Here is a 23,497-nt window from a genome sequence, read left to right as displayed (position 1 = left end):
GGCCCGACTCGAAACGCGAGTGGCGGATCAAGTAGGAGACCGTGTGGACCGGCTGGCGAACCTGATCGACCCCGTACCGGTGCCCGCTTTCACGTCCGCCATCTGCGAGTGGCTGCAGGACGCGCACGACGCGGCGGCCGACCTCCAGCGCGTGCGCCTGAGCGGTCCCCGGGGCAACTGGAACAACCCGATGAGCTTCGGCACCGACCGCTACCAGTTCCTCGTCCGCACCGCGGCCTCGCTCACCGCCGCGATCCCCGAGCTCCAGGTCGACACCGCCTTCCAGACCGTCGCGCTGAAGCTGCCGAAGGTCGGCATCTACCAGATGCAGGTGCACGGCGGCCCTCACGGCTCGCTCGCCGACGCGAGCGACCTGCGCAGGGAACTGCTCAACAGCCGCGACCACCAGGCGCTGTTCAGCAGGCCCGACGCCCTGTTCGGCGACCGGGAACGGCTCACGCTGCTGTGGACCGGCACCGAGAAGGACGGTCTCACCGGCGCGTGGATCGGGCAGGGCGAACTGGTCGACAACCACATCGACTGGTCGTGGAAACACCCCCTGCACGACGTCACCGGCGCCGCCGGCATCCCCCGGCAGACCGGCCCGCTCGACCCGGCGATCTTCGAACTGCTCGAGCCGACGCTGGACCTGCGGCCACGGGACCCCGAGGAGGGCGCCCAGTCCGGCTGACCCCCGGCGCGGCCCACTCTCCGTGCATGGACCACTATGCACGGCAACACTTCCTGTCCGTCTCGAAGGAGCCCTCCCGTGCACCCGGATGCCTTCGCCGTCACGCAGGCGTTCGCCCCGGCACGGCTCACGATGGCCCGCGAGCTGGCGGGCATGCGCAAACGCGACCTCGCCGAGGCCATCGACCGCACCGCGGCCGCCGTCTCCCAGTACGAGCTCGGCCAGGCCCGGCCCAGCGGCGAGACGCTGCGGCGCTGCGCCACCGCGCTCGACGTGCCCGTCTCCTTCTTCACCGCGGGCCGCCCGCACCTGCGCCTCGACACCGCGGGCGCCCACTTCCGGTCCCTGCGCTCCACCTCCGCCCACCAGCGGCAACAGGCGCTCGCCCACGTCGAACTGCTGTGGGAGATCGTCGACGCGCTCGACAACGTCCTCGAGCTGCCGGCGCTCGACCTGGGGCTCCCGCTCGGCGCCCGCCCGGGCGGGCCGGCCGCCGTCGCCGCCATGATCCGCACCCTGTGGGACGTGCCCACCGGGCCCGTCGCGCACCTCGTCCGCACCCTCGAGACCCGCGGCGTCGTGCTCACCCAGCTGCCCGGCGTGGACGCCGAGACCATCGACGCGTTCTCCGCCGCACTGCACGGCAGACCGGTCATCGTGCTGTCCCGCAAGGGAAACCCGATGCGGCGGCGGTTCTCCGTCGCCCACGAGCTCGGCCACCTGCTCCTGCACCCCGAACCCGCGCCCGGCGACAGCAGGCACGAACGCGAGGCCAACGCGTTCGCCGCCGAACTGCTCATGCCCGGCGACGAGATCCGCGACCGGCTGCCCACGCCGGTCGACATCACCGAGCTCAAGGAGATCGCCGACGGCTACGGCGTGTCCGTCGCCGCGCTCGCGTACCGCGGCAAGGACCTCGGGGTCTACAGCGACGCGACCCTCCGCCGCGTCATGGCGACACTGGCCAGGCTCGGCTGGCGCACCGACGAACCCGTCGGCTCCCGGTACCCCGGCGAGCGCCCAGAGCTGCTCGTCCGCGCCGCCGAACTCGCCGAACGCCACGGCCTGCCGCTGCCGCTGCTCGCCGAACGGCTCCACCTGCCGCTGCCCCGGCTGCGGGAGCTGCTGGGCATGCCCGCGCCGCGCCCCCGCCTGCGCCTGATCCACGGCGACGGCTGAGAAGTCCGTTTTGCCTGGGTGACGCCCATCGTCGGTGGTACCCCCGTCCAGCCACCGTTCACGGGCCGTCAATACTCTGGCCATGATCGCGGAAGGGAGGGCCGGATGCGCCTGCGTCTGAAGCCACGGGACACCAGGTTCTTCGACCTGTTCAGCGTGGCCGGTACGAACATCGCCACCGCCACCGGTGTGCTGCGTGAGTTCGTCACCGTGCCGACCGAGGAGCGCGGCGAGCTGGCGGAGAGAATGCGCGCCGCCGAGCACGCAGGCGACGACGCCACCCACGCGATCATCGAGCAGCTCGACCGGTCGTTCATCACGCCGTTCGACCGCGAGGACATCTACCGGCTCGCGGTCCGCCTCGACGACGTCGTGGACTACATGGACGCCGCGGTCGACCTCACCACCCTGTACAACCCGGAGGCGCTGCCCGAGAACGTGCGGCTGCAGGTCGACGTGCTCGACAAGTGCGCCCAGCTCACCGCGGCCGCCATGCCGCGGCTCGCGACGCTGCGGAACCTCACCGACTTCTGGGTGCAGATCAACGAGCTGGAGAACGAGGCCGACCAGATCTACCGGCGCCTGCTGCAGTTCCTGTTCAACGGCAGCCACGACCCACTCACCGTGATGAAGCTCAAGGAGATCGTCGACCAGCTCGAGTTCGCGGCCGACGCGTTCGAGCACGTCGCCGACGTGGTGCACAGCATCGCGGTGAAAGAGTCCTGACACCGTGGACTGGGACTGGTTCGCGCTCATCACCGTCATCGTCCTGGTGGTGGGCTTCGACTACACCAACGGCTTCCACGACGCGGCCAACGCGATCGCGAGCGCGGTGTCCACCAAGGCGCTGTCGCTGAAGGGCGCGCTCGGGCTGGCCGCCGTGATGAACCTCATCGGCGCCCTCGCGGGCACCGGCGTCGCCGTCACCGTCGCCAAGGGCATCATCGACACCCCGCACTCGTCGCACGGCATGGAAGTGGTCGGCGCCGCGCTCGTCGGCGCCATCCTGTGGAACATCACCACCTGGTACTTCGGGCTGCCGTCCTCGTCGTCGCACGCCCTGATCGGCGGCATGGTCGGCGCCGCGCTCGCGTCGGCCACGACCGTGCACTGGGGCGGCGTGCTGGCCAAGGTCGTCATCCCGATGATCGTCTCACCGCTTGTCGGCCTCACCCTCGGCTACCTGGTGATGATCGGCCTGATGTGGGCGTTCCACCGCGCCAACCCGCACCGCGCGAACCGGCTGATCAGGCGCGCGCAGATCGTGTCCGCGTCCAGCCTCGCGCTCGGCCACGGCCTGCAGGACGCGCAGAAGAGCATGGGCGTGATCGTGCTGGCCCTCGTGGTGACCGGCCACCAGGACGACTACCACGTGCCGTTCTGGGTGATCCTGCTGTGCGCGACCGCGCTCGCGGCCGGCACCTGGTCCGGCGGGCTGCGGATCATGCGCACCCTGGGCAGGCGGATCTTCCACCTGACCCCGCCGCACGGGTTCGCCGCCGAGATCTCCGCCGCGTCCGTGCTGTACGCGACGGCGTTCGTGTTCGCCGCCCCGGTGTCCACCACGCACGTCATGACGTCGTCGGTCATGGGCGTCGGCGCGACGCAGCGCCGCAAGGCGGTCCGCTGGTCGGTGGCGGGCGACATCGCCATCGGCTGGGTGCTGACGTTCCCGGGCGCCGCGTCGATCGCGGCCCTCACCTTCGGCCTGCTGAGCCTGCTCTGACGTTTCCGCCTCGTGGGTGGTGGCAATACCCTGCGGGTGGAAGCCACGATCACGCTCACGGTGGACGGCGAGCAGCGCACGGTCACGGTCGACACCCGCACCACGGTGCTCGACGCGTTGCGGGACCGGTTGTCGGTGATGGCACCGAAGAAGGGCTGTGACCACGGGCAGTGCGGCTCGTGCACGGTGCTGCTCGACGGGCGGCGGGTCCTGTCGTGCCTCGCGCTGGCCGTCGCCAGCGACGGGGCCGACGTGGTCACCGCCGCCGGGCTCGACCACGACCGGCTGCGGGCCGCGTTCCTCGACCACGACGCGTTCCAGTGCGGGTACTGCACGCCCGGCCAGCTGTGCTCGGCCGCCGGGATGCTCGACGAGCTGAAGGCAGGCAGGCCCAGCGCCGTCACCGAGGGCGAACCCACCCTGTCGGCGCCCGAGATCCGCGAACGCATGGCGGGCAACCTGTGCCGCTGCGGCGCCTACACCGGGATCGTCGCCGCCATCCAGGAGGCCGGCCGGTGATCCCCTTCGACTACCGCCGCGCCGACGACGCGGCAGGCGCGGTCGCCACCGTGGCCGCCGACCCGAACGCCGTGTACCTCGCGGGCGGCACCAACCTCGTCGACCACCTCAAGCTCGACATCGCCCGCCCTGACCTCCTCGTCGACGTCACCGGGCTGCCGTTCGACCGCGTCGAACCCCGGGCCGACGGCGGGCTGCGGGTCGGCGCCACCGTCCGCAACAGCGACCTCGCCGCCGACCCCGTCGTCCGCGAGCGCTACCCGGTCCTGTCGCAGGCGCTGCTCGCGGGCGCGTCCGGGCAGCTCCGCAACATGGCCACCACCGGCGGGAACCTGCTGCAGCGCACCCGCTGCCCGTACTTCCAGGACGTCACCACCGCCTGCAACAAACGCGCGCCCGGCAGCGGTTGCTCCGCGATCGACGGCCACCACCGCTACCACGCGATCCTCGGCGCCTCCCCGGACTGCGTCGCCGTCCACCCGTCCGACATGGCCGTCGCGCTCGTCGCCCTCGACGCGACCGTCCGGGTCCTCGGCGCCGACGGCGAACGCACCATCCCCGTCGACGGCCTGCACCGGCTGCCCGGCGACCGGCCCGACCGCGACACCGTGCTCGAGCACGGCGACCTGATCACGGCCGTCGACCTGCCCGCGCCGCTGTCGACCCGCTCCGCCTACCGGAAGGTCCGCGAACGGTCCTCGTACGCGTTCGCCCTGGTGTCCGTCGCCGCCGTCGTCGACCTGCGGGACGGGCGGATCCAGGACAGCCGTATCGCGTTCGGCGGGGTGGCGCACAAACCGTGGCGGGCACACGCGGCCGAGGCCGTGCTGCGCGACGCCGAACCGTCCGAGCACCTGTTCGTCCGCGCCGCGGACGCCGAACTGGCCGGTGCCCGGCCCATGCCGGACAACGCGTTCAAGGTCGCGATGGCGCGTGGCGCGCTCGTCGCCACCCTCCGCGGGCTGACCGGGGAGGGTGCCGCGTGATCGGCGCCGCGCTCCCCCGCCGCGACGGCGACGCCAAACTGCTCGGCGCCGCGCCCTACGCCTACGAACACCCCGTCGAGCACCCCGCCCACGCGCACCTCGTGCAGGCCACGATCGCCCGCGGCCGGGTCACCCGTATGGACACCGCCGCCGCGCTGGCACTCGACGGGGTGCTCGCCGTCCTCATCCACGAGAACGCGCCGCGCCTGACCGACACCGGCAACGCCGAGCTGATGGTCCTGCAGGACGCCGACGTCGCGTTCCGCGGTCAGGTGATCGGGGTGGTCGTCGCCGAGACACCCGAGATCGCCCGCCACGCCGCCGGCGCCATACAGGTGACCTACGACCAGGAACCGCACGAGACCGAGCTGCGTGCCGACAGCGCGGGGCTGTACACACCGGAGACCGTCAACCCCGCGCTGGACGCCGAGAGCGCCAAGGGCGACGTCGAGTCCGCGTTCGCGTCGGCCGCCGCCACGGTCGACGCGGTCTACACGACGCCGATGGAGCACAACAACCCGATGGAGCCGCACACGACCGTGGCCTCCTGGGACGGCGAACGGCTCACCCTCCACGACTCCACCCAGGGCGTCCACCCGCTGCGCACCGCCATCGCCCCGCTGCTCGGCCTGGACGAGGACCGGGTGCGGGTGGTGGCGCCGTACGTCGGCGGCGGGTTCGGCAGCAAGGGCAAACCGCACGCGCACGTGGTGGTCGCGGCCATGTGCGCGCGGCACCTGCTCGGCAGGCCGGTGAAGCTCGCCGTCACCCGGCAGCAGATGTTCTCCCTCGTCGGCTACCGCACCCCGACCATCCAGCGAGTCCGGCTCGCCGCCGACGACGCGGGCATCCTCTCCGCCATCGCCGTCGACGTCGTCGAGCAGACCTCCCGCATCGTCGAGTACGCAGAACAGACCGCGACACCGAGCCGGTCCATGTACGCGGCGCCGAACCGCCGCACCGGCCACCGGCTCGCGAAACTGGACGTGCCGGTGCCGTCGTGGATGCGCGCGCCCGGCGAGTGCCCCGGCATGTTCGGTCCCGAGGTCGCGATGGACGAGCTGGCGCACCGGTGCGGCGTCGACCCCGTCGACCTGCGGATCCGCAACGAACCGGACGTCGACCCGGACACCGGGAAGCCGTTCTCCAGCCGCAACCTCATCGCCTGCCTCGAGGACGGCGCCCGCCGCTTCGGCTGGGCGGACCGGCAGGCGGCGCCGAGGTCGACGCTGCGGGACGGCTGGTGGATCGGCACCGGCGTCGCGTCCTCCACCTACCCCGTGAACACGATGCCCGGCTCCGTCGCCACCATCCGCCACGCGGGCGAGGGCCGCTACGAGGTGGCGATCGGCGCGGCCGACATCGGCACCGGCACGTGGACGGTGCTCGCCCAGGTCGCCGCCGACGCGCTCGACGTGCCCGAGGAGCGGATCGACCTGCGGATCGGGGACACGGACCTGCCGAACGCGACCGTCGCGGGCGGCTCGTCCGGCCTCGCGTCCTGGGGCTCGGCGATCACCGCCGCCGCGGCCGCGTTCCGCGACAAGTACGGCACGGACCCGGCGGCGGGCGACGAGGCGTCCGGGGAGACCCCGGAGCCGTCGCAGCGGTTCGCCATGCGGGCGTTCGGGGCGCAGTTCGCCGAGGTCGCGGTGCACGCCGACACCGGGGAGGTCGAACTGCGGCGCCTGCTCGGTGTGTTCGCCGCCGGCCGCATCGCCAACCCGCGCACCGCCCGCTCGCAGCTGCTCGGCGGCATGACCATGGGGCTGTCGATGGCACTGCACGAGCAGTCCGTGATGGACCACCGGTACGGGCACGTGATCAACCACGACCTGGCGGAGTACCACATCGCGACCTGCGCGGACGTCCGGTCGCTGGAGGCGCACTGGCTCGACGAGACCGACGAGCACGTCAACCCGCTCGGCACCAAGGGCATCGGCGAGATCGGCATCGTGGGCACCGCGGCGGCGATCGCCAACGCGGCGTGGCACGCGACCGGTGTGCGCGTCCGCGACCTGCCGATCACCCCGGACCGGTTCCTGTAGGTTCGCCGCCCGTGGAACTGCGCGAAGGCGAGCACGTCGGCACGCTGCTGACGCCACCCGGCACCGTCCGCGGCGGGGTGGTGATCGCACACGGCGGTCAGGACGACGGCCGGCGCTTCTTCCTGGCGGAGGCCGGGGCGTTCGCCGAGCACGGTTTCGCCGTGCTGCTGCCGGTGACGCGGCTGCCGGACCACGGCGACATCGACGCGTCGACGACCGCGATCGAACGGTCGGTGCGGACCTACCGGTGGGCGCTCGACGTGCTGTCGGTCCACACCGACCGGCTCGGGTTCTTCGGGCACAGCGCGGGTGCGTTCCTGGGCACGGTGCTGGTGGCGGCCGATCCGAGGGTGTCCCGGTACGTGCTGGCCGGGTACGGCTCCGGGACGCTCGTCCGGCTCGCGAGCCCGCAGCCCGAGGCGTACCTGACCGCGCTCGAGCGGTTCGACCCCCGCCACAGCTTCGCCCGTGGGCACCCCGCGCGGGTGCTCGTGCAGTACGGACGGCACGACGACCAGGTCCTGCGCGCCGAGGCCGAGGCCCTGCACGCGGCGGCCGGCCCCGACGCGGAGTGGGCCGAGTACGACTGCGGCCACGCCGTCGACAGCCCGGACGCGCGTGCGGACCGGTTGGCGTTCATGACCCGCTGAGCTGGAGCGTGCGCAGCGCCACCAGGCGGGAGTGGGCGGTGCCGGGCCGGTCGCGAGCCGCGCGCAGGTCGACCAGCCGGGACAGGGTCGCCAGCACGACGTCCAGCGGCGGGCCGCTCGCCGTGAGCCGGGCCAGGCGCTCCGGTGGGAGGTGCGCCGCGGGCTTCGCGAGGAACGGCAGCACCAGCCGGTGGTGGTGGAAGGCGTACGCGGCGCCGTGGGCCCGGCAGACGGCGAGGTACCGCTCCGCGTGCTCCCCGGTCTCCTCGACCAGCGCCAGCAGGTTCGCGGGCGGGGTCCGCAGCCGCGCCTGCTCGTACGGCGGCACGTACGGGTACTTCTCGGCGACGATCCGCTGGTAGAACGGGTCGCCGGGGTCGCACAGCCCCAACGCCAGGTCGATCTCGGTGACGGCGGCGAAGTCGCCCGCGTTCGGTCCGCGGTACTCGGTGCCGCACACGACGTGCGGTTTGAAGTACGGCCGCACGTTCAGGAAGAACCGGTCCACGTCGAGCGTCGCGGCCAGCTCGCGGCTCGCGGCGAGCACCGCCTCCAGCGCAGCCAGTGCCTCGTCGAACAGGGTGCCCGCGAGGCTCGCCGTGACGGCCGGGACACGGCGCAGCGCGGCGGCCGCCCGGTCGTAGGCCAGCACCCCCAGCCCGTTGCAGGTGGTGAACGCCAGCTCGTCCGGCAACCGCGTGAACGTGCGCGCCTCCGGGTTGTGGGTGGACAGGTGCGCGAACTCGAACCGCGGCACGACGCCGAGCGCCAGCCCGAGCCGTCCGGCGACCGCCTGCGCGGACTCCGGCGCCTCGACCTCGTGGCGGCGGCAGGCGGCCAGGTAGAGACCGACCGCGCCGAGCAGGTCGTACGGGTCGCCGCCCACGTCCCCGATGCGGGTGACCAGGGTGGCTCCGTCGTCCCGCAGGACACGTTTGCGCTGGTCGAGGTCGGTGTCGTCGTAGACGATCTCCGCGCGGGCGGCGAAGTAGGCCTGCTCCAGGTGCGTGTTCGTGTCGGCGAAGTCGGTCGCGAGCCAGTGGTTCAGGTCGGTGATCGCGGACATGCCGCCATGCTCCGGCCCGGCGCCGCGGTTCGGCCAGGTCCACCTCGCGGTCGGCTAACTGGACCGGTCGGTGAGCAGTTCCGCGAGCAGCCGGGTGCGCAGCTGGTCCGGGTCGAGGTCGGGCGTCAGCAGGACCGTGCGCAGCGCGCTGGTGCGTGCGCGCAGGTCAGCGGCCTGGTGGGCGGCCGTGGTGGCGGCGGTCAGGTCGGCGGTGAGGCGGTCCGCCCGCGCCCGTGCCTGCGTCAGCTCCGCCGACATCTCGTCCAGGCGCGTGCGGGCGCGGGTCAGCTCGGTGTGCAGCTCGTCGCCCCGCGCTCGGGCGCGGGTGAGTTCGGCGGACAGCTCGTCGACCCGGGCCATCGTGCGGGCCAGCTCCTCGTCGACGGACCTGCGCAGGTCGGCGAGCGCGGCGCGGGCCGCGTCGCGTTCCGCACGGGTGGCCGCCAGCTTCTCCGTGGCCGTGGCCAGGGCTTTCGCCGCCGCGTCCGCCTTGGCGCGCTCCTCGCCGACGACGGTGTCCGCGCGTTCCCGTTCGGTGGCGGCGACGCCCTCCGCGCGGGCCTGCGCCCGTTCGGCGGCGGCACGGGCGTCGTCCGCGGCCTCGGCGGCGGCCAGCGCGCGGTCGCGTTCCGCCCTGGCCTGCTCCACCTCCCGGGTTGCGGTGCGCACAACCTCGGCAGCGTGGTCGGTGGCGCGCTGCGCTTCGGCCGCGGCGGCGCCGGCGGCGTCCTCGGCGGTCTGGCGGAGGCCGCGTTCGTGGGCGGCCGTCTCCTCGGCTTCCGCCACGCGCGCGGCGGCGGCGTCGAGTTCGGCGCCGAGCGTGTCGCGCAGCGCGGTCGCGGCGGCGAGGACTTCCGCCAGTGGCTCGGTGAGCCGCCCGGCCGCCGTTGTGAACGCGCTGGTCGCGGCGGTGAGTCCGGTGTCGGCGGTGGTCCCGAGCGCCTCCGCGAGCGCGTCCTGCGCGGCCGCGAGCTGCTTGCAGGTCTTGCCGCCCGGCCATGTCCGGTCCGGGCAGTACGCGTACGGCCGCCCTCCCCTCGGCCCGGGCGGCGGCAGCGGCGCGCGGCAGCGGCTGAAGCCACAGAGGGAGTCCGTTTCGAGGGTTTCGACCACAACATCGACCATGATCGGCAGTCTAGTATCAACTCATGAAACCAACTAAACCGGTTAGAGATAACACAACTACAACCCAGCTGCGCTACAGAACCGAGCTTTTGTAGCCGAGTTCTCGTGCTGTGCGTCCCGTGTGCTTTTCCGGGCGGTGACCCGCGCTATCCCCGGCTACGCTCGCGCTGATCAACGGCGGGGACGGGGGAAACGGTGAAGACGGGCGCGTGGCCGGCTGTCGTCGTGGGCGGGATCCTGCTCGGCGCGGCGGCGGGACTGCTGGCGGGCCGACTGCTGTTCGGCGGCGACAACAACACCGACGGCGTCCCGACGGCGGGCGCGCCACCGATCACCGCACTCCCGGAGGTCGACGCCGACACCGAACGGGCCACCCTCGGCTACCTCGACGGCGACGGCCGCGTGCTCCTCGAGATCACCGGCACCGCAGGCCGGCTACGACCCACCGCGCACGGCGACGCGGCCGGGTGCACCGCCATGACGGACGACCTCACCGAGCGGTACCCGGCCGACTCGGTGCTCGACCGGCTCCGCGCGATCCCCGACCCCGTCCTCGGCGAGTGGCTCAGCACCTACTACGGCTCGGCGTTCGGCGCCCTCGACGCCTGCACCCGGCACCAGCCGCCCGACGACTTCCTCGCCGACGCCGACACCGCGCACACCCAGGTCGGCCGGCGGATCGCCCAGCTCAAGGCGGCCAGGTGAGGTTCCTCGCCGCCTGCCTGCTCGCCGCGCTGCTGGTGGTCCCGCCGGGTGCGGCCGCCCAGCCCGCGCCCGTCACCCTGCGCTGGCTCGCCCTCGGCGACTCCTACTCCTCCGGCGAAGGCGTGCTCGGCACCGGCAAGGGCGTCGTGGGCGGCGGTGACGAGTGCGCGCGTTCGGCCCACGCGTGGGCACGGCTCGCCGCCCTCTGGGTCAGGACCGCCGACAACCCCGACGTGCGCATGATGTTCGACGCGTTCCAGCAGCTCATCGGCGGCGACAGCGACGAGGGCAGGCCGCGGGTCGACATCGACATGACGTTCCTCGCCTGCTCCGGCGCACAGACCGTCGAGGCGGGCGCCGCCCAGGACCTCGACGAGCAACTCGCCCAGGCCACCGGCACCTACGACGTCATCACGTTCTCCTTCGGCGGCAACGACGCCCAGTTCTCCCCCATCATCAAGGGCTGCCTCAACCCCGTGCCGTACGGCTGCGACGAGACCGAGGCCGCCATGACCGCCCGCATCCGCGACGAGGTGGCCCCCAAGCTCGACACCGCCTACCGCAAGATCCGGCAGAAACTCGCGCCCGGTGGCCGCGTCATCGTGCTCGGCTACCCCCGGCTGTTCGACCGGCCGCTCCTGCGCGGCACGTGCTTCGGCTTCATCCCCCGCGCCGACATCACCACGCTGCGCCACGTCGGTGACGCCCTCAACAGCACCATCCGCGAGGTCGCCGCCCGGAACGACGTCGACTTCGTGGACGTCGCCCCGGTGTTCGAGGGCCACAACGCCTGCGGCCGCGGGATCGAGGCCCCCGCGAAGGACCTGATCGCCTGGGCGGCGAAGGAACAGCTGCCCCTGGAACTCACCCCGCTGTGCCTGACCATGAAGTGGGTCAACGGGATCTCCCTCGGCCTGGAGGCCCGCGGCCGGTACATGCACTCGTTCCACCCCAACCTGTGCGGGCACGTGGTCGAGAGCCTGCTGGTCGCGCGGCGGGTGCTGTCCTGGCGGGCGATCGGCGACGCACCGACCAAACCCGAACGGGTGAACCTGTACCACGGTGGGCTCTCCGTGCGCGTCGGTCCGCACGAGACACTCCAGTACCGGTACGGGCAGCCGGTCGCGCCGGTCGCCGACCAGCTGACGCAGCTGTTCGGCCTGCCCGGCCCGGAGGACGCGGTGCCGGTCGTGCCGGAGGCGTGCGGCTGGGCGGACGGCATGACGTGGCGGGCCGGTGGTGCACCGGTGCTGACGGTGTGCGTGCGGGACGGCACGTTCACCGGCTACCTCCAGCACGAGGCCAACCCCGCGATCACCGCGGTGGACGGCGTGACGGCGGGCAGCCCGGCGTGGCGGCTGCTGCTCGGCACCGGCTCGGCGATCGCCTACACCGAGGAGAACCGCCGCGTCGGCGGCGTGGTCGTGCGGACGCACGCCTACACCCGGTGCGACGTCACCGCACTGGGTGACCCGCCCATCGAGGGCACGGTCAGCGACGCCGCGGACTGGACCGCCGACGTGCTGACGGTCGGCGACCGGCCGGTACTGGACTGCGCGCCGACCGGACCCCAGCCCGTGCCGGCCGCGCAGTACTTCCACGACTTCTTCTACTTCTTCACCCACGACGGCTACGTCTGCGGCATCGCCGAGGAACACGCCGTGTGCCAGGGCGAGACCTCCCCGGTGCCACCCCAGCCCGCGGACTGCCGCGAGGGCTGGGGGTACGGCATGGGCGTGGACAACGCGGGCGTCGCGGACTTCCTGTGCGCGGGCGGCCTGATGTACGGGCCGCCGGACCGCAACCCCGACCATCGCGACGTGCTGCCCGACGGGCATGCCCTGTCGGCGTACGGCTTCACCTGCTCGGTCAGCGGGCCGGAGGTGCGCTGCGTGCACGAGAAGTCCGGCCACGGCTTCGCGATCGCCCCCACCGCGAACGAGCGGTTCTAGGCACGTCCGGCAAGATCCACGCCATGGCGTCGGAGGAGCTTCACGCGGTGGGCGGGCCGCTCGACGGGCCGTGGCCCGGCGTCGACCGGCCCGCCGAGCTGCTGGCACAGATCGCCGACTGGCTCGGCGGCTACGGCAACCGCGCCACCAGACGCACCTACGCGGAAGGGCTGGGGCTGCCCACGTCCGCCGCCGATGTCCGGGACTGGCTCGCGGGCGACGACGTCGACTGGGCGCAGGCAGTCCGGAGGTACGCCGCCGTCGTCGGCGCCACCGCCACCACCGAGGCCCGGCGCACCCCGCCCCCGGCGTCCCGCGGCAAGTTCCGGCACCTGCACTGGTTCCGCTGGTGCGCCACGCACGCCGTCGACCCGCTCACCGCGACCTCCGCGCACGTCAAGGCGTGGCTCGACGCGCTCACCACCGCAGGCGCCGCGCCCGCCACCCGCGACCGGATGCTCGCCACCGTCAAGGCGCTCTACACCCACCTCGCCGACACCGGCCTCGCCGCGGGCAACCCGGCCGCCCTGAACCGCAGGCGGCTGGGCCTGACCACCCCGTCGACGAGCGCCACGGTCGTGCTCACCACCGACCAGGTCCGTGCCCTGTACGCGGCCGCGGGCACACCCCGCCGCGGCGCGAGCGCGCTCGACACCGCCCGCGCCACCGCGGTCGTCGCGCTGTTCACCCTCGGGCTCCGCGTCAGCGAGCTGTGCGCTCTCGACCGCGGCGACCTGCACGTCACCCGCGGCCGCCGGGCCCTGCGCGTCCACGGCAAGGGCGGCAAGACCCGCGTCGTCTACCTGCACACCGCCGCCGACCAGGCCCTCACCGACTACCTGCGGGAACGCGACGCGGACGCGGGTACGACCGTCGCCCGCCGCGGCGCGCCCGCCGACGCGCCGCTGCTCGTCACCCGCACCGGTCTGCGGTTCCGCCGCCAGGCCGTGTGGCAGCTGCTGCGCAGGCTGTCCGCCGACACCCCGCTGCACCCGCACGCGCTGCGCCACTTCTACGTCACCACCGCCGTCGAGGCGGGCGCGCAGCTCGTCCACGTCCAGGCCGACGTCGGCCACACCAGCATCGACACGACCGAGCAGGTCTACAACAACGCCGCCCGCGACCCGTCCCGCAGCGCCGTCGACCTCGTCGGCGACGTGCTGGAACTCGGTGAGGTGTGATGTCCGGGGACGTTGTTCTCGTGGGGTGATGTCGGTCTGCCGTGCTGGCAGGTGGAGGCCGCTCGTTGCGAAGTGGAGCTGCGCAGGAACCGCTTCACGGAGGCTTTCGTGTCCCGCCCTGACGCTGTGTTGACCCCGCGTGCCCGGCTGTGTCTTGCTCGTCTGGTCGTCGAGGAGGACTGGCCCCCGGCGCAGGCGGCGACGATGTTCATGGTCGCGGAGAAGACCGCCGGAAAGGGCTGACCGTTACCGCGAGGGTGAGGCGGGGATGGTTGATCGCAGCTCGCGGCCGCCTCACACCCCGGCCAAGACCGCCGAGCCGGTGGTGCGGCGGATCGTGGCGTTGCGGTGGCGGCTGGGTATCCCGGTCTCGACGGTGCACGCGGTGCTAGTCCGCTGCCGGATCGACACCGCGGTCACCGCGACGGGCGTGCTCACACGAGCGGTCACATGGTTCGCCGACCACGGCGGCACCGTCGAACGCGTGCTCTCCGACAACCGCTCCCGCTACCGCTCCCACACCTGGCGGAACACCCGAACTGACCAACGACTGGGCTGACACCCGCCCATCACCCCGCTGGCCAACCTCCGTGGACATCACAACTAGCTCAGCAGGTCACGCAGTATCGCGACCGCGTGGGGCACCTCGGTGTCGCCGATGTTGCCGTAGCCGAGGACGAGCGCGCGGTCCGGCGACGGCCGGGTCCGGTACTCGTCGAGGTCGGTGAGGAGCAGGCCCGCGTCGGCGCCGGCGTGGACCACGCGTGCCGTGTCGGTGCCGTCCGGCAGGTGCAGCAGGACGTGCAGGCCGGCGGCGGTGCCCTCGACGCGGCCCGCGGGCACGGCCGTCGCCAGCGCGCGGACCAGCAGGTCACGGCGTGCGCGGTAGCGGCGCCGCGACGCGCGCAGGTGCGCGTCGTACCAGCCGCGGTCCACGAACGTGGCGAGCGCCAGCTGGTCCAGCACCGGCGGCGCCGCCGCCACCGGGTTCGCCGACCGCAGCGCGTCGGTCAGCGCGGCCGGGGCGACCAGCCAGCCCAGGCCGAGCGCCGGTGTCAGCGTCTTGCTCACCGAGCCGAGGAGGAACACCCGGGCCGGCGCCATCCCCTGCATGACCGCCACCGGGTGGTGGTCGTAGCGGAACTCGGCGTCGTAGTCGTCCTCGATGACGTAGCCGTCGACCGCGCGGGCCCACCGCACGAGCGCGGCCCGGCGGGCCGGGGACAGCACCGAGCCGGTCGGGAACTGGTGCGCCGCGCTCACCACGACCGCCCGCGCCGGTGTGCCTGCCACCTCGTCGACGCGCAGACCGTCGTGGTCGACCGGCACGACGTGCAGGCGCATGCCCGTGCTCGCCGCCGCGTCCCGCACCCGGCCCCACCCCGGGTCCTCCACCGCGACGTCGGTGATGCCGCGCATCCGCAGCGCGCGGCACGTGCGGACCAGCCCGTCCGTGATGCCCGCGCACAGGAACACCGACGCGGCGCCCGTGTCCGCGCCACGCGAACGCCGCAGGTACTGCGCGATCGTCGCGCGTGCCGCCGCGTGCCCCGCCGGGTCGGGCAGGCCGAGGTCGTCGTGCCGGACCGCGCGGGTCACCGCCCGGACCGCGTCCGCCCACCGGCGACGCGGGAACGCCCGCACCTCGGGCAGCCCGGGCGAGAGGTCGTACCGGACCGGCGGCGTCACGGGTGCCCGGGACGGCTGCGCCGCCGGCACGGTGTCCGGCGACCACGCCACCCTGGTCGCGGAGCCCACCCGCCCCGACAGGTAACCCTCGGCGGTGAGCTGCCCGTAGGCCTCCGTCACGACCCACCGCGAGCAGCCCAGCTCCTCGGCGAGCGCGCGGCTCGGCGGCACCGCGGCCCCCTCCGGCAGCCTGCCGTCCCGGATCGCCGTGCGCAGTGCCCGTGCCAGCCGGTCGTGCAACCTGCCCTGCTCCCGCGCACCGACGTCCAGCAATGTCGCCCACGCGAAATTGGTCTGGGAAACCACCACGAAATTGGAGCGTAGTGCCGAGCCGAAGTCGGCTACGGTCGCGGACATGATCGAGAACCTGGTCCTGGGTGCCATGTGGTTCGGCACCCGCACCGACGAAGCCACGTCCTTCGACCTCCTCGACCGCTTCGTCGACGCGGGCGGCGTCTGGATCGACACCTCCGACTCCTACGCGTTCTGGGTGCACCCGAGCGGGTTCGGCAAGCAGAGCGAGGCCGTGCTCGGGCGCTGGCTGGCGAGCCGTCCCGGCATGCGCGACCGCGTCCGCCTCAGCACCAAGGTGGGCTGCGAACCGGTCAGGACCGGCACCTGGCCGGAGACCGCCGAAGGGCTGTCCGCCGCCGTCATCAAGGACGCCATCGACGGCAGCCTCAGCAGGCTCGGCACCGACCACGTCGAGATGTACTGGGCCCACATGCCCGACTACGGCACGCCGCTCGAGGAGACCGTCGCCGCGTTCGACGAGCAGGTCACCGCGGGCAAGGCGGGCAGGCTCGGCGCGTCGAACCACGCGATCTGGCAGGTCGAGCGGGCGAGGCAGATCGCCCGCGCGGACGGCCGCACCGGCTACACCGCGCTCCAGTCGCACCACACCTACCTGCGGCCCCTGCCCGCGAACCCACCGCTCGCGGACGCGCCCGCCCGGTTCGGCCCGGTCACCGACGAGGTGCTGCACTACCTGCAGCACAACCCGGACATGACGCTGTGGGCGTACACGCCGCTGCTGAGCGGCAGCTACACGCGCGCCGACAAGCCGCTCGCCCCCGAGTTCGACCACCCGGGCACCACCCGCCGGCTCGCCGTGCTCGACGAGATCGTCGAGGAGACCGGCACGAACCGCAACCAGGTCGTGCTCGCGTGGCTGGCGGGCGGGCACCCGGCCGCGGCCCCGATCGTCGGGGTCAGCACCGCCGAGCAGCTCGACGACGCGGTCGCCGGGGTGGCGCTGGCGCTGACCGGCGAGCAACGCGCCCGTCTGCAGGCCGCGGTGTAGGCACCGTCAGCCGGTGCCGCTCGTCGGTTCCGGTGAGGGCGCCGCGCCGTCCGGTGCGGCACGTCCCCGGAAGGCGCGCCGGAACTGGCCGCTGCTCAGCAGGCTGTACGGCTCGAGCATCCGCACGGCGTCGGACAGCTGGGCGGCGGCCCGTTCCAGCGCACGTTCCGCCGCGTCGCGTTCGCTGATGATCGCCGCCAGCAGCAGCGCGGTCAGCGTCGCGGCCCCGTTGAACACCTGCAGCGTGATCATCGTGGGCAGCAGGTCGAGCCCGGCGAACGGGCCCTGCCTGGCCGCGGCCGCGAGCACCACCGTGACCGACACGAACAGGTTGCACGGCGCGACACCCGCGTGCTGGAACCGCAGCGCCGCCCAGATGAGCAGCGGGAACACCGGGAACAGCATCGTGATCGGCAACCGGGTCACGACCAGGGTGACCGCCGTGACGCCGACGACCAGCCCGACGGCCTCCACCCAGCGCAGGACGGGCACCCGCCACTGCCACTCCCGGGTGGCGGCGACGAGCAGCACCGGCGCGACCACCAGGACACCCATCGCGTCGCCGGTCCACCACACCGACCACGTCGCCCAGAAGTCGGCGGGGTCCAGCGCGCCCGCCGCGAGGAGCGTCAGGGTGCCCAGCGTGGCGCTCAGCAGCATGCCGCCGAGCGCGGCGACGAAGACGAGCGCGAGCGCGTCCTTGAGCCTGCGCAGGTCGTTGCGGAACCCCATCCTGGCGAGCAGGAGGCACGCGCAGACCGGGGCGAGCGTGTTGCCGGCCGAGATCGCGACGACCGCCGGCAGTGTGGGCCCCACCAGCACGTTCGCGGCGAACGCGCCGATCGTGATGCCCGGCCAGCACCGCATGCCGAACAGCAGCAGGCACGCCACCGCGATGCCCGTCGGCGGCCACAGCGGGGTCACCTGCTCGCGGACCAGCGCGAGCTCCAGCCCGATCTCGGCGGCGAGGAAGTACCCGACGGCCACCGCCAGGATCAGCCCGCCCGCGGCGAGGGGGCGGCGGGCCTGGCGGGGTGGGGCCGTCGGGGGCACGGCGCAAGTGTGCGCGGCGGAACGCGGTTGGGCAACGCGCCGCGCTGCCGGTACCCGTCCGGATGAACGGCCAGGTCACGGCGGGAATTCACCGGGTGCCGCCGCGTTCGCGGGAGAACTCCCGCGAACGGCCGCCGCCGTGCCAGGATGTCGCGGTGCGTGGTGATCACCGCGGGTGGTGGCGGGTGCCGGTCGTCGTCGCGGTGCTGCTCGGGTTGGGCGCGGTGGTCGCCTGGCAGGTGAACGACGCGCTCGGGCTCTCCGTGCGGGACGTCGACGTGCCCGCGGAGCGGCTCACCGCCGCACCGCCGCGTCCCGCGGTCGCGCCGCCGCCCGTGCGCGGCATCGCGGTGCCCGGCGACCCGCGGGTGCGGAAGGCGGCCGAGGCGGTGGCCGACGCGTACGTCGCCCGCGGCGCGCCCCGGCCTGCGGTCGGCGCCGGCGCCGGGCTGCGGGTGCGCACCGAAACGGGTCTCGCGCCGGAGGCCTACCGCCTCGATCGCGGACCGGACGGCATCGAGGTCGTGGCGAGCACCCCCGCCGGGGCGGCCGCCGGTCTCTACGCGATCGCCGACCGGGTGCGGTCCGGGGCCGAGGTCGTCGCCGACGGCCGGACCACGGCGCCGCGGCTCGGGCTGCGCCTCACCGACCTCGGCGGTGTCGGCCTGCCCGACGACCCGGCCCGCTACCGGACCGACGACTACTCGCTGAACTCCGACGTCGTCGGCGACGCCATCCTCCCCGGCGCGCCCTACGTCGACACCGCGGCCGTCGAGCGGATCGCGGGCCAGTTCCGCGCGCACGTCGACCACTCGCTCGCGCTCGGCTACAACGCCGTCGTCGTGCCCGGGTTCCTCGAGTACGTCACCTTCCGCGGCCTCGGCGTGTACCCCGACGGCGACTCGCACGTCGCCAGGGCCGAGGCCATGGCGGCCGCGTTCGGACCCGTCTGGCGGTACGCCCACGACATGGGCATGCGGGTCTACCTGTCCACCGACATGCTCGCGCTGTCCCCGCCGCTGCGGGCCTACCTCGAGCGCACCACCGGCGGCCTCGACACCGAGAACCCCCGGCTGTGGCAGGTGTACCAGGCCGGGCTGACCGAGCTGTTCGACCGGCTGTCCTACGTGGACGGCCTGATGGTCAGGATCGGCGAGGGCGGCGCGGTCTACCGGCTGCCCGGCTGGGACTACACCTCCGAGATCGCCGTCACCACCCCCGCCGCCGTGCGGGCGATGCTGCGCGCGTTCCTCGCCGTCGCCGAGCGCACCGGCACCGAGGTGATCTTCCGCAGCTGGAGCGTCGGCATCGGCGCCGTCGGCGAACTGCACACCAGCAGGGACGCCTACCTGGCGGTGCTCGGCGACCTCCACGACGACCGGCTGATCGTGTCCACGAAATACTCGCTCGGCGACTTCTACAGCCACCTGCCGCTCAACGACACCCTGCTCGTCGGCGACCACCGGCGCGTCGTGGAGTTCCAGTCCCGCAGGGAGTTCGAGGGGTTCGGGGCGCTGCCCAACGACCTCGGCGTGCTCCACCGGCGCGCGCTGCGCACCTTCCTGGCAGGCAACCCGCACGTCGAGGGCGTCTGGACGTGGGCGCAGGGCGGCGGTCCGCTGCTGGCGGGCCCGCGGACGCTCACCCCGCGCACCGGGTTCTGGCAGCTGTACGACCTCAACACCTACGTCACCGGGCGGCTCGCGTGGGACCCGGACCTCGACCCGGCCGAGGCGACCGCCGACTGGGCGCGCCGCACGTTCTCCGACGACCAGGACACGGTCGCCGCGATCGGTGAGGCGATGGCGCTGTCCCGCCACGCGATCACCACCGGCCTCTACATCGGACCGTACGCGGACAAGGCCGTGCGGGCGCTGGGGCTCGAACCGCCGCCGATGATGTGGCTCTTCGAGTGGGACATCCTCACCGGCGACAGCGCCGCGCTCGACACGATCTACGCGGTCGGCCGCGACCGGGTCGACGAGGCCGTCCGCGAGGGCGACGACGCGATCCGCACCGCGCGCCGGATGCGGGACATCGTCGCGGGCACCGACCCGACGACGTGGCGGGATCCCCAGCTGCGGCAACGGTTCCTGGCCACGCTCGACTACCAGGTCGACCTGTTCGCCACGCTCGGCGCCTACCGCACCACCGTGCTGCGGCACGCGCAGTGGCTCGACACCGGCGACGCCGCCGCCCGCGAGGCGTGGCACACCGCCGCCGACCGCTACGCGCGGGCGAGCGCCGACCACGTCCGCCGCCACGGCGACGACCTCGACCTGCCCGCCTACAACGTGACCGCCGCCGGGATCGGCCTCGACCGCGCCGAGCGCGACGAACCCATGGCCTGGCTCGCGCGCGGGCTCCTCGCCGCGGTCCTCGCCACGCTCGCCGTCGGCGCGCTGTCGCGCCGGTCCGTGGCGCTGCGCGCACTGTGGACCGGCGCGACCCGGCCGTGGCGGCTCGGCCGCGCCGACCTCGCGCCGACCCGCGTGGACCGGGTGCTGGTGTGGGTGGTGCCTGCCGTCGCGGTCGTGCTCAGCCGGGCCGTGCTCACCTGGTTCGCCGCGCCCGCCCACCTCGTGCTGGTGCTCGGCGCGTGGCTGCTGTTCGGCGTCGTCCTGCGGCTGCTGGTCCGCCCCGTCGACCCGTTCGTGCTCGCCGCGGCGGTCGGCGGGCTCGCGCTGCTGCGCACGGTGCTGCTGCTGGCGGCGCTCGCGTTGCGCGGGCCGGGCCACTACTGGTTCGACTTCTGGACCGACCCCACGGCGCGCAGCCTCTACATCACGGTCGCGTTCGCGGTGTTCCTCGGCGTGTTCGTCGTCGCTTACACGGCACTGCGCACGGGCATGGGCCGTCGTGCCGCGACCGGGCGGGTGCTGGTCGCCGCGGGCACGCCACTGCTGGCGCTGGGCGGGCTGGTCGCCGCGATCGGGCTCGAACAGGCGATGACCCTGTGGAACGACCAGCTGGCGCTCCTGCCGTGGGGGCTGTCCAGGATCCTCGGCATCACCGTGTACCTGGAGATCCCGGCGGTGCTGCCCGTCGTCGTGGCGGGCGCGGGTGCCGCGCTGGTGCTCGCCGGGGCCGTGCTCAGCCGCTTCCGAAGCACACCAGCGGTGTCATCGGCTCCGTGACCGCGGCGTCGGCGAGCGCCCGCGCCGGTGCGACACCGCGGGACAGGCCGCGGTGGTAGGCGGTCATGACGTCGACCGCCGCCTGGTCGTCCATGCGGGCGACGCTGGACACGACGGTGCGCGTGCCGCTGTAGAGCAGGGCGGCGGTGAAGCCGAGGATCTCATCGCCCGCACGCACGACCACCTTGCCGACGTCACAAGACGCGAGGATCACGTGCCGGGGCGCCGCACCGAGCCGGTGGATGTCGTAGGCCATCAGCGGGCCGTCGGCGAGGTCGAGCCGGGAGAACAGCACGCTGTCCTGCTCGTGGTGGCCGTGGGTGGCGAAGTGCGCGACGTCGCAGCCGTCGAGCGCCTTCATCGTCGCCTCGACCGTGGCGTCCGCGCCGGTGAGCGTCTCGCCGTCCGGGTAGATCGCGGCCAGCTGCTCGACCTCGCCCGCCGCGTACTCGAGGTTCGGGCCCGCGACCAGCAGCGTGGTCCCGTTCGCCACCGCACGTGCCGGCGTCCGGCCGTTCAGCCACACCGTCGCCGACGGCGACACGGTCACCGGGCGGCCGCGCAGGTCCGGCAGCAACCCCCACGGGACGCCGGTCAGCGGGCCGGTCGGCACCACGACCAGCTCGCTGTCGCCGAGGTGCGGCCGCATCGGGGCCACGAGGTGCTCGGCCAGCACCGACAGCAGGTGCCGAGCGGACCCGCGGACGGCGGCGTCGAGCGCGGCGGGCAGCCGCCTGCCCGACAACACGTCCAGGTCACCCCGGAGCCGGGTGGTCGTCTCGGTGGCCAGCCGCAGGTCGCCCAGCTCGATGATCCGCGCCGTGCGGTCGGTGACGAGGACGGCGTGTATCCGCGTGCCGACCGTGAAGTAGCTGGCCAGCGCGGCGCCCGCGGCCGACAGCTCGGCCCGGACCGCCGCCAGCGACGCCCCGTCCTGGTGCTCGCCGGTGCCGCTGGCCCGCCAGCTGTGCGCGCGGATCTGCCGTTCCAGCTCGGCGCACCGGCGTGCCGCCGCGGCGTCCCGGCGGCCCTCCAGCTCGCTGGCCCGCGCCACCCGGGACCGCTGCCGCAGCTCGGCGAGCGCGTCGGCGGTCACCGGGTCGTCGAGCGGGTGCACCGCGCGGGACCGGAACGCCTGCGCCCGCGAGTGCTCCAGCCAGCGGAACACGGTCGCGGGCCTGCCTTCCGCGAGCGCGGCGTCCAGTCCGGCGCGCGCGAGTTCCGCGCCGAGCGCGGCGGCCCCGGTCTGCAGGTCGATGCTGCCGAAGTGGCTGCGGTGCGCGGCGAGCCGCGCGAGACCGGCGCGCGCCTGCCGGAAGGTGGCGCTGTGGTCGCCCCGCGCCGCCGCGATCCGGGCGCGCACGACGTGCCTGCGCAACCGGGTGTCCAGTGTGGACCGCCGGCCGGGCTGGGCGCGGACCTGCCGCTGCGCGTGGTCGACCGCGCCGCGGCGCAGGTGCGCGCTCGCGGCGAGCAGCTCGGCCGCCTCGGCGTCGTTGTCCAGCCCCAGCCGGCGGAGCCGGTCCGCGAGCCCGGCCGCGGTAGTGGCGACCCGGACCGCGCGGCTGCTGGTGGCGAACTCGGCACGCAGCCTGGTCAGCGCGGCGACCGCCGCCCACGTCTCGTTGCGCCTGCGGCGAAACCGGCGCTCGGCCTGGCCCGCCCAGCGCCGCGCCGCGGCGTGGTCGCCGACCGCGAGCGCGATCTGCGCACGGGTCAGCTCGGCCTCGGCGTGCTCCTGGTTCATGCCGAGACCGCCGAACCGCGGCATCGCCTGGTCGAGCACGCCCGCCGCGTCGACCGCCAGCCCGGCCGCGAGCAGCGCCCGCGCCTTCTCCACGGCGAGCACCACGAGCATGCCGTCGGCGTCCGCCGCGTAGCCGCGCTCGGCGTCGTCGAACGCGCGCAGCGCGCCCGGGATGTCCCCGGCGAGCAGCAGGCACGAACCGCGGCCGTGGAACGCCTTCGCGACCTGCACGGTCATGCCCAGCTCACGGCTGATCTCCTCGCTGCGCGCGAGGTCGGCGAGCGCGGGCCGGACCTGACCCGCGATCTGGTGGATGAACGCCCGGTTGAGCAGCGTGCGGGCGAGCGCGACCCGCTCGTCGGCACGCTCGAGCAGCGGCACGGCCGCGTCGAAGCTGCGGACCGCGTCGTCGACCCGGCCGATCATGGTGAGCAGCAGCCCGCGCTGGAGCATCAGCACCCCGCGGTTGCCGCCGGTGATCAGCGGTTCCATGTCGTCGAGCAGGGCGAACCCGCGGTCGCTGTGACCGCACGCGACCTCGGCGGCGGCGAGCGTGCCCAGGAGCCGGAAGGTCAGCTCCCGGTGCGACCGCCACGCCCCGTCGGCGGCCGGCCACCCGAGCAGCCGCAGGCCCGAGCGCAGTGAGCGGGCACCGAGCAGCGGCCTGCCCCGGTTGAGCGCCTCCAGCCCACGGCGGTGCAACTCGCGCGCGCGAGTCGCACTGGCCACACCACCCCGGG

General features: G+C 74.0%; 18 protein-coding genes and 1 pseudogene. 14 read left to right on the top strand and 5 right to left on the bottom strand.

What is annotated here, in order from left to right; all coding sequences use genetic code 11:
- The first annotated feature begins 43 nt into the window (after positions 1-43).
- The 8 genes from ACYQ77_RS11220 (at position 44) to ACYQ77_RS11185 (ending at position 7,799) form a co-directional block, all read left to right on the top strand.
- Positions 44-691 (top strand): hypothetical protein, encoded by a 648-nt coding sequence (locus ACYQ77_RS11220; RefSeq protein WP_459710102.1) that lies wholly within the window; start codon positions 44-46, stop codon positions 689-691.
- Between the two features lie 78 nt (positions 692-769).
- Positions 770-1,870, top strand: coding sequence for a helix-turn-helix domain-containing protein (locus tag ACYQ77_RS11215; RefSeq protein ID WP_459710100.1), 1,101 nt, complete (start codon positions 770-772; stop codon positions 1,868-1,870).
- Positions 1,871-1,975: 105 nt separating this feature from the next.
- Positions 1,976-2,596, top strand: coding sequence for a DUF47 domain-containing protein (locus ACYQ77_RS11210; protein WP_459710098.1), 621 nt, complete (start codon positions 1,976-1,978; stop codon positions 2,594-2,596).
- Positions 2,597-2,600: 4 nt separating this feature from the next.
- On the top strand, positions 2,601-3,596 hold the full coding sequence (locus tag ACYQ77_RS11205; RefSeq protein WP_459710096.1) for an inorganic phosphate transporter: 996 nt from the start codon (positions 2,601-2,603) through the stop codon (positions 3,594-3,596).
- Between the two features lie 36 nt (positions 3,597-3,632).
- The gene (locus ACYQ77_RS11200) at positions 3,633-4,115 is read left to right on the top strand and encodes a 2Fe-2S iron-sulfur cluster-binding protein (protein WP_459710094.1); all 483 of its coding nucleotides are present in this window, start codon (positions 3,633-3,635) and stop codon (positions 4,113-4,115) included.
- Positions 4,112-5,101, top strand: a complete 990-nt coding sequence (locus tag ACYQ77_RS11195) for an FAD binding domain-containing protein (protein WP_459710092.1) — start codon at positions 4,112-4,114, stop codon at positions 5,099-5,101. Before ACYQ77_RS11200 ends, ACYQ77_RS11195 begins: the two co-directional genes overlap by 4 nt.
- Complete coding sequence (locus tag ACYQ77_RS11190; RefSeq protein ID WP_459710091.1) at positions 5,098-7,149, top strand: xanthine dehydrogenase family protein molybdopterin-binding subunit; 2,052 nt, start codon at positions 5,098-5,100, stop codon at positions 7,147-7,149. Before ACYQ77_RS11195 ends, ACYQ77_RS11190 begins: the two co-directional genes overlap by 4 nt.
- Before the next feature lie 11 nt (positions 7,150-7,160).
- Complete coding sequence (locus ACYQ77_RS11185) at positions 7,161-7,799, top strand: alpha/beta hydrolase family protein (RefSeq protein ID WP_459710089.1); 639 nt, start codon at positions 7,161-7,163, stop codon at positions 7,797-7,799.
- Here the strand turns inward: ACYQ77_RS11185 and ACYQ77_RS11180 are convergent.
- Positions 7,786-8,865, bottom strand: a complete 1,080-nt coding sequence (locus tag ACYQ77_RS11180) for a monodechloroaminopyrrolnitrin synthase PrnB family protein (protein ID WP_459710088.1) — start codon at positions 8,863-8,865, stop codon at positions 7,786-7,788. The two genes, ACYQ77_RS11185 and ACYQ77_RS11180, sit on opposite strands and share 14 nt — an antisense overlap.
- A gap of 54 nt (positions 8,866-8,919) precedes the next feature.
- Entirely contained in the window at positions 8,920-9,990 is a 1,071-nt protein-coding gene (locus ACYQ77_RS11175; protein WP_459710086.1) for a response regulator receiver protein, read from the bottom strand.
- A 195-nt stretch (positions 9,991-10,185) separates the two neighbouring features.
- Here ACYQ77_RS11175 and ACYQ77_RS11170 point away from each other — a divergent pair, with 195 nt between their 5' ends.
- From ACYQ77_RS11170 to ACYQ77_RS11155, 4 genes and pseudogenes are all read left to right on the top strand, one after another.
- Positions 10,186-10,695 (top strand): hypothetical protein, encoded by a 510-nt coding sequence (locus ACYQ77_RS11170; protein ID WP_459710084.1) that lies wholly within the window; start codon positions 10,186-10,188, stop codon positions 10,693-10,695.
- Positions 10,692-12,647 carry an SGNH/GDSL hydrolase family protein gene (locus tag ACYQ77_RS11165; RefSeq protein WP_459710082.1) on the top strand — a complete coding sequence of 652 codons (1,956 nt, stop codon included), beginning with the start codon at positions 10,692-10,694 and terminating at the stop codon, positions 12,645-12,647. Before ACYQ77_RS11170 ends, ACYQ77_RS11165 begins: the two co-directional genes overlap by 4 nt.
- A gap of 23 nt (positions 12,648-12,670) precedes the next feature.
- Positions 12,671-13,828 (top strand): tyrosine-type recombinase/integrase, encoded by a 1,158-nt coding sequence (locus ACYQ77_RS11160; RefSeq protein WP_459710080.1) that lies wholly within the window; start codon positions 12,671-12,673, stop codon positions 13,826-13,828.
- A 108-nt stretch (positions 13,829-13,936) separates the two neighbouring features.
- Positions 13,937-14,360 (top strand): annotated as a pseudogene (locus ACYQ77_RS11155) (leucine zipper domain-containing protein); the annotation flags it as partial.
- A 71-nt stretch (positions 14,361-14,431) separates the two neighbouring features.
- Here the strand turns inward: ACYQ77_RS11155 and pdxR are convergent.
- Positions 14,432-15,874 carry a MocR-like pyridoxine biosynthesis transcription factor PdxR gene (gene pdxR, locus ACYQ77_RS11150; RefSeq protein WP_459710078.1) on the bottom strand — a complete coding sequence of 481 codons (1,443 nt, stop codon included), beginning with the start codon at positions 15,872-15,874 and terminating at the stop codon, positions 14,432-14,434.
- Between pdxR and ACYQ77_RS11145 the strand changes: the two genes are divergently transcribed.
- Entirely contained in the window at positions 15,873-16,820 is a 948-nt protein-coding gene (locus tag ACYQ77_RS11145; RefSeq protein WP_459710076.1) for an aldo/keto reductase, read from the top strand. The two genes, pdxR and ACYQ77_RS11145, sit on opposite strands and share 2 nt — an antisense overlap.
- Before the next feature lie 6 nt (positions 16,821-16,826).
- Here ACYQ77_RS11145 and ACYQ77_RS11140 read toward each other — a convergent pair whose 3' ends face one another.
- Positions 16,827-17,873: an MASE1 domain-containing protein gene (locus tag ACYQ77_RS11140; protein ID WP_459710074.1), complete on the bottom strand. Its 1,047-nt coding sequence runs from the start codon at positions 17,871-17,873 to the stop codon at positions 16,827-16,829.
- Between the two features lie 155 nt (positions 17,874-18,028).
- Between ACYQ77_RS11140 and ACYQ77_RS11135 the strand changes: the two genes are divergently transcribed.
- Complete coding sequence (locus ACYQ77_RS11135; RefSeq protein WP_459710072.1) at positions 18,029-21,010, top strand: hypothetical protein; 2,982 nt, start codon at positions 18,029-18,031, stop codon at positions 21,008-21,010.
- On the opposite strand, the gene ACYQ77_RS11130 is transcribed toward ACYQ77_RS11135, so the two are convergent.
- Positions 20,967-23,486, bottom strand: coding sequence for a CHAT domain-containing protein (locus ACYQ77_RS11130; RefSeq protein ID WP_459710070.1), 2,520 nt, complete (start codon positions 23,484-23,486; stop codon positions 20,967-20,969). The genes ACYQ77_RS11135 and ACYQ77_RS11130 overlap by 44 nt on opposite strands.
- Positions 23,487-23,497: the final 11 nt, after the last annotated feature.

It is taken from the genome of Actinophytocola sp. KF-1, assembly GCF_054661535.1.
This window is presented reverse-complemented; position numbering and strand designations above follow the sequence as displayed.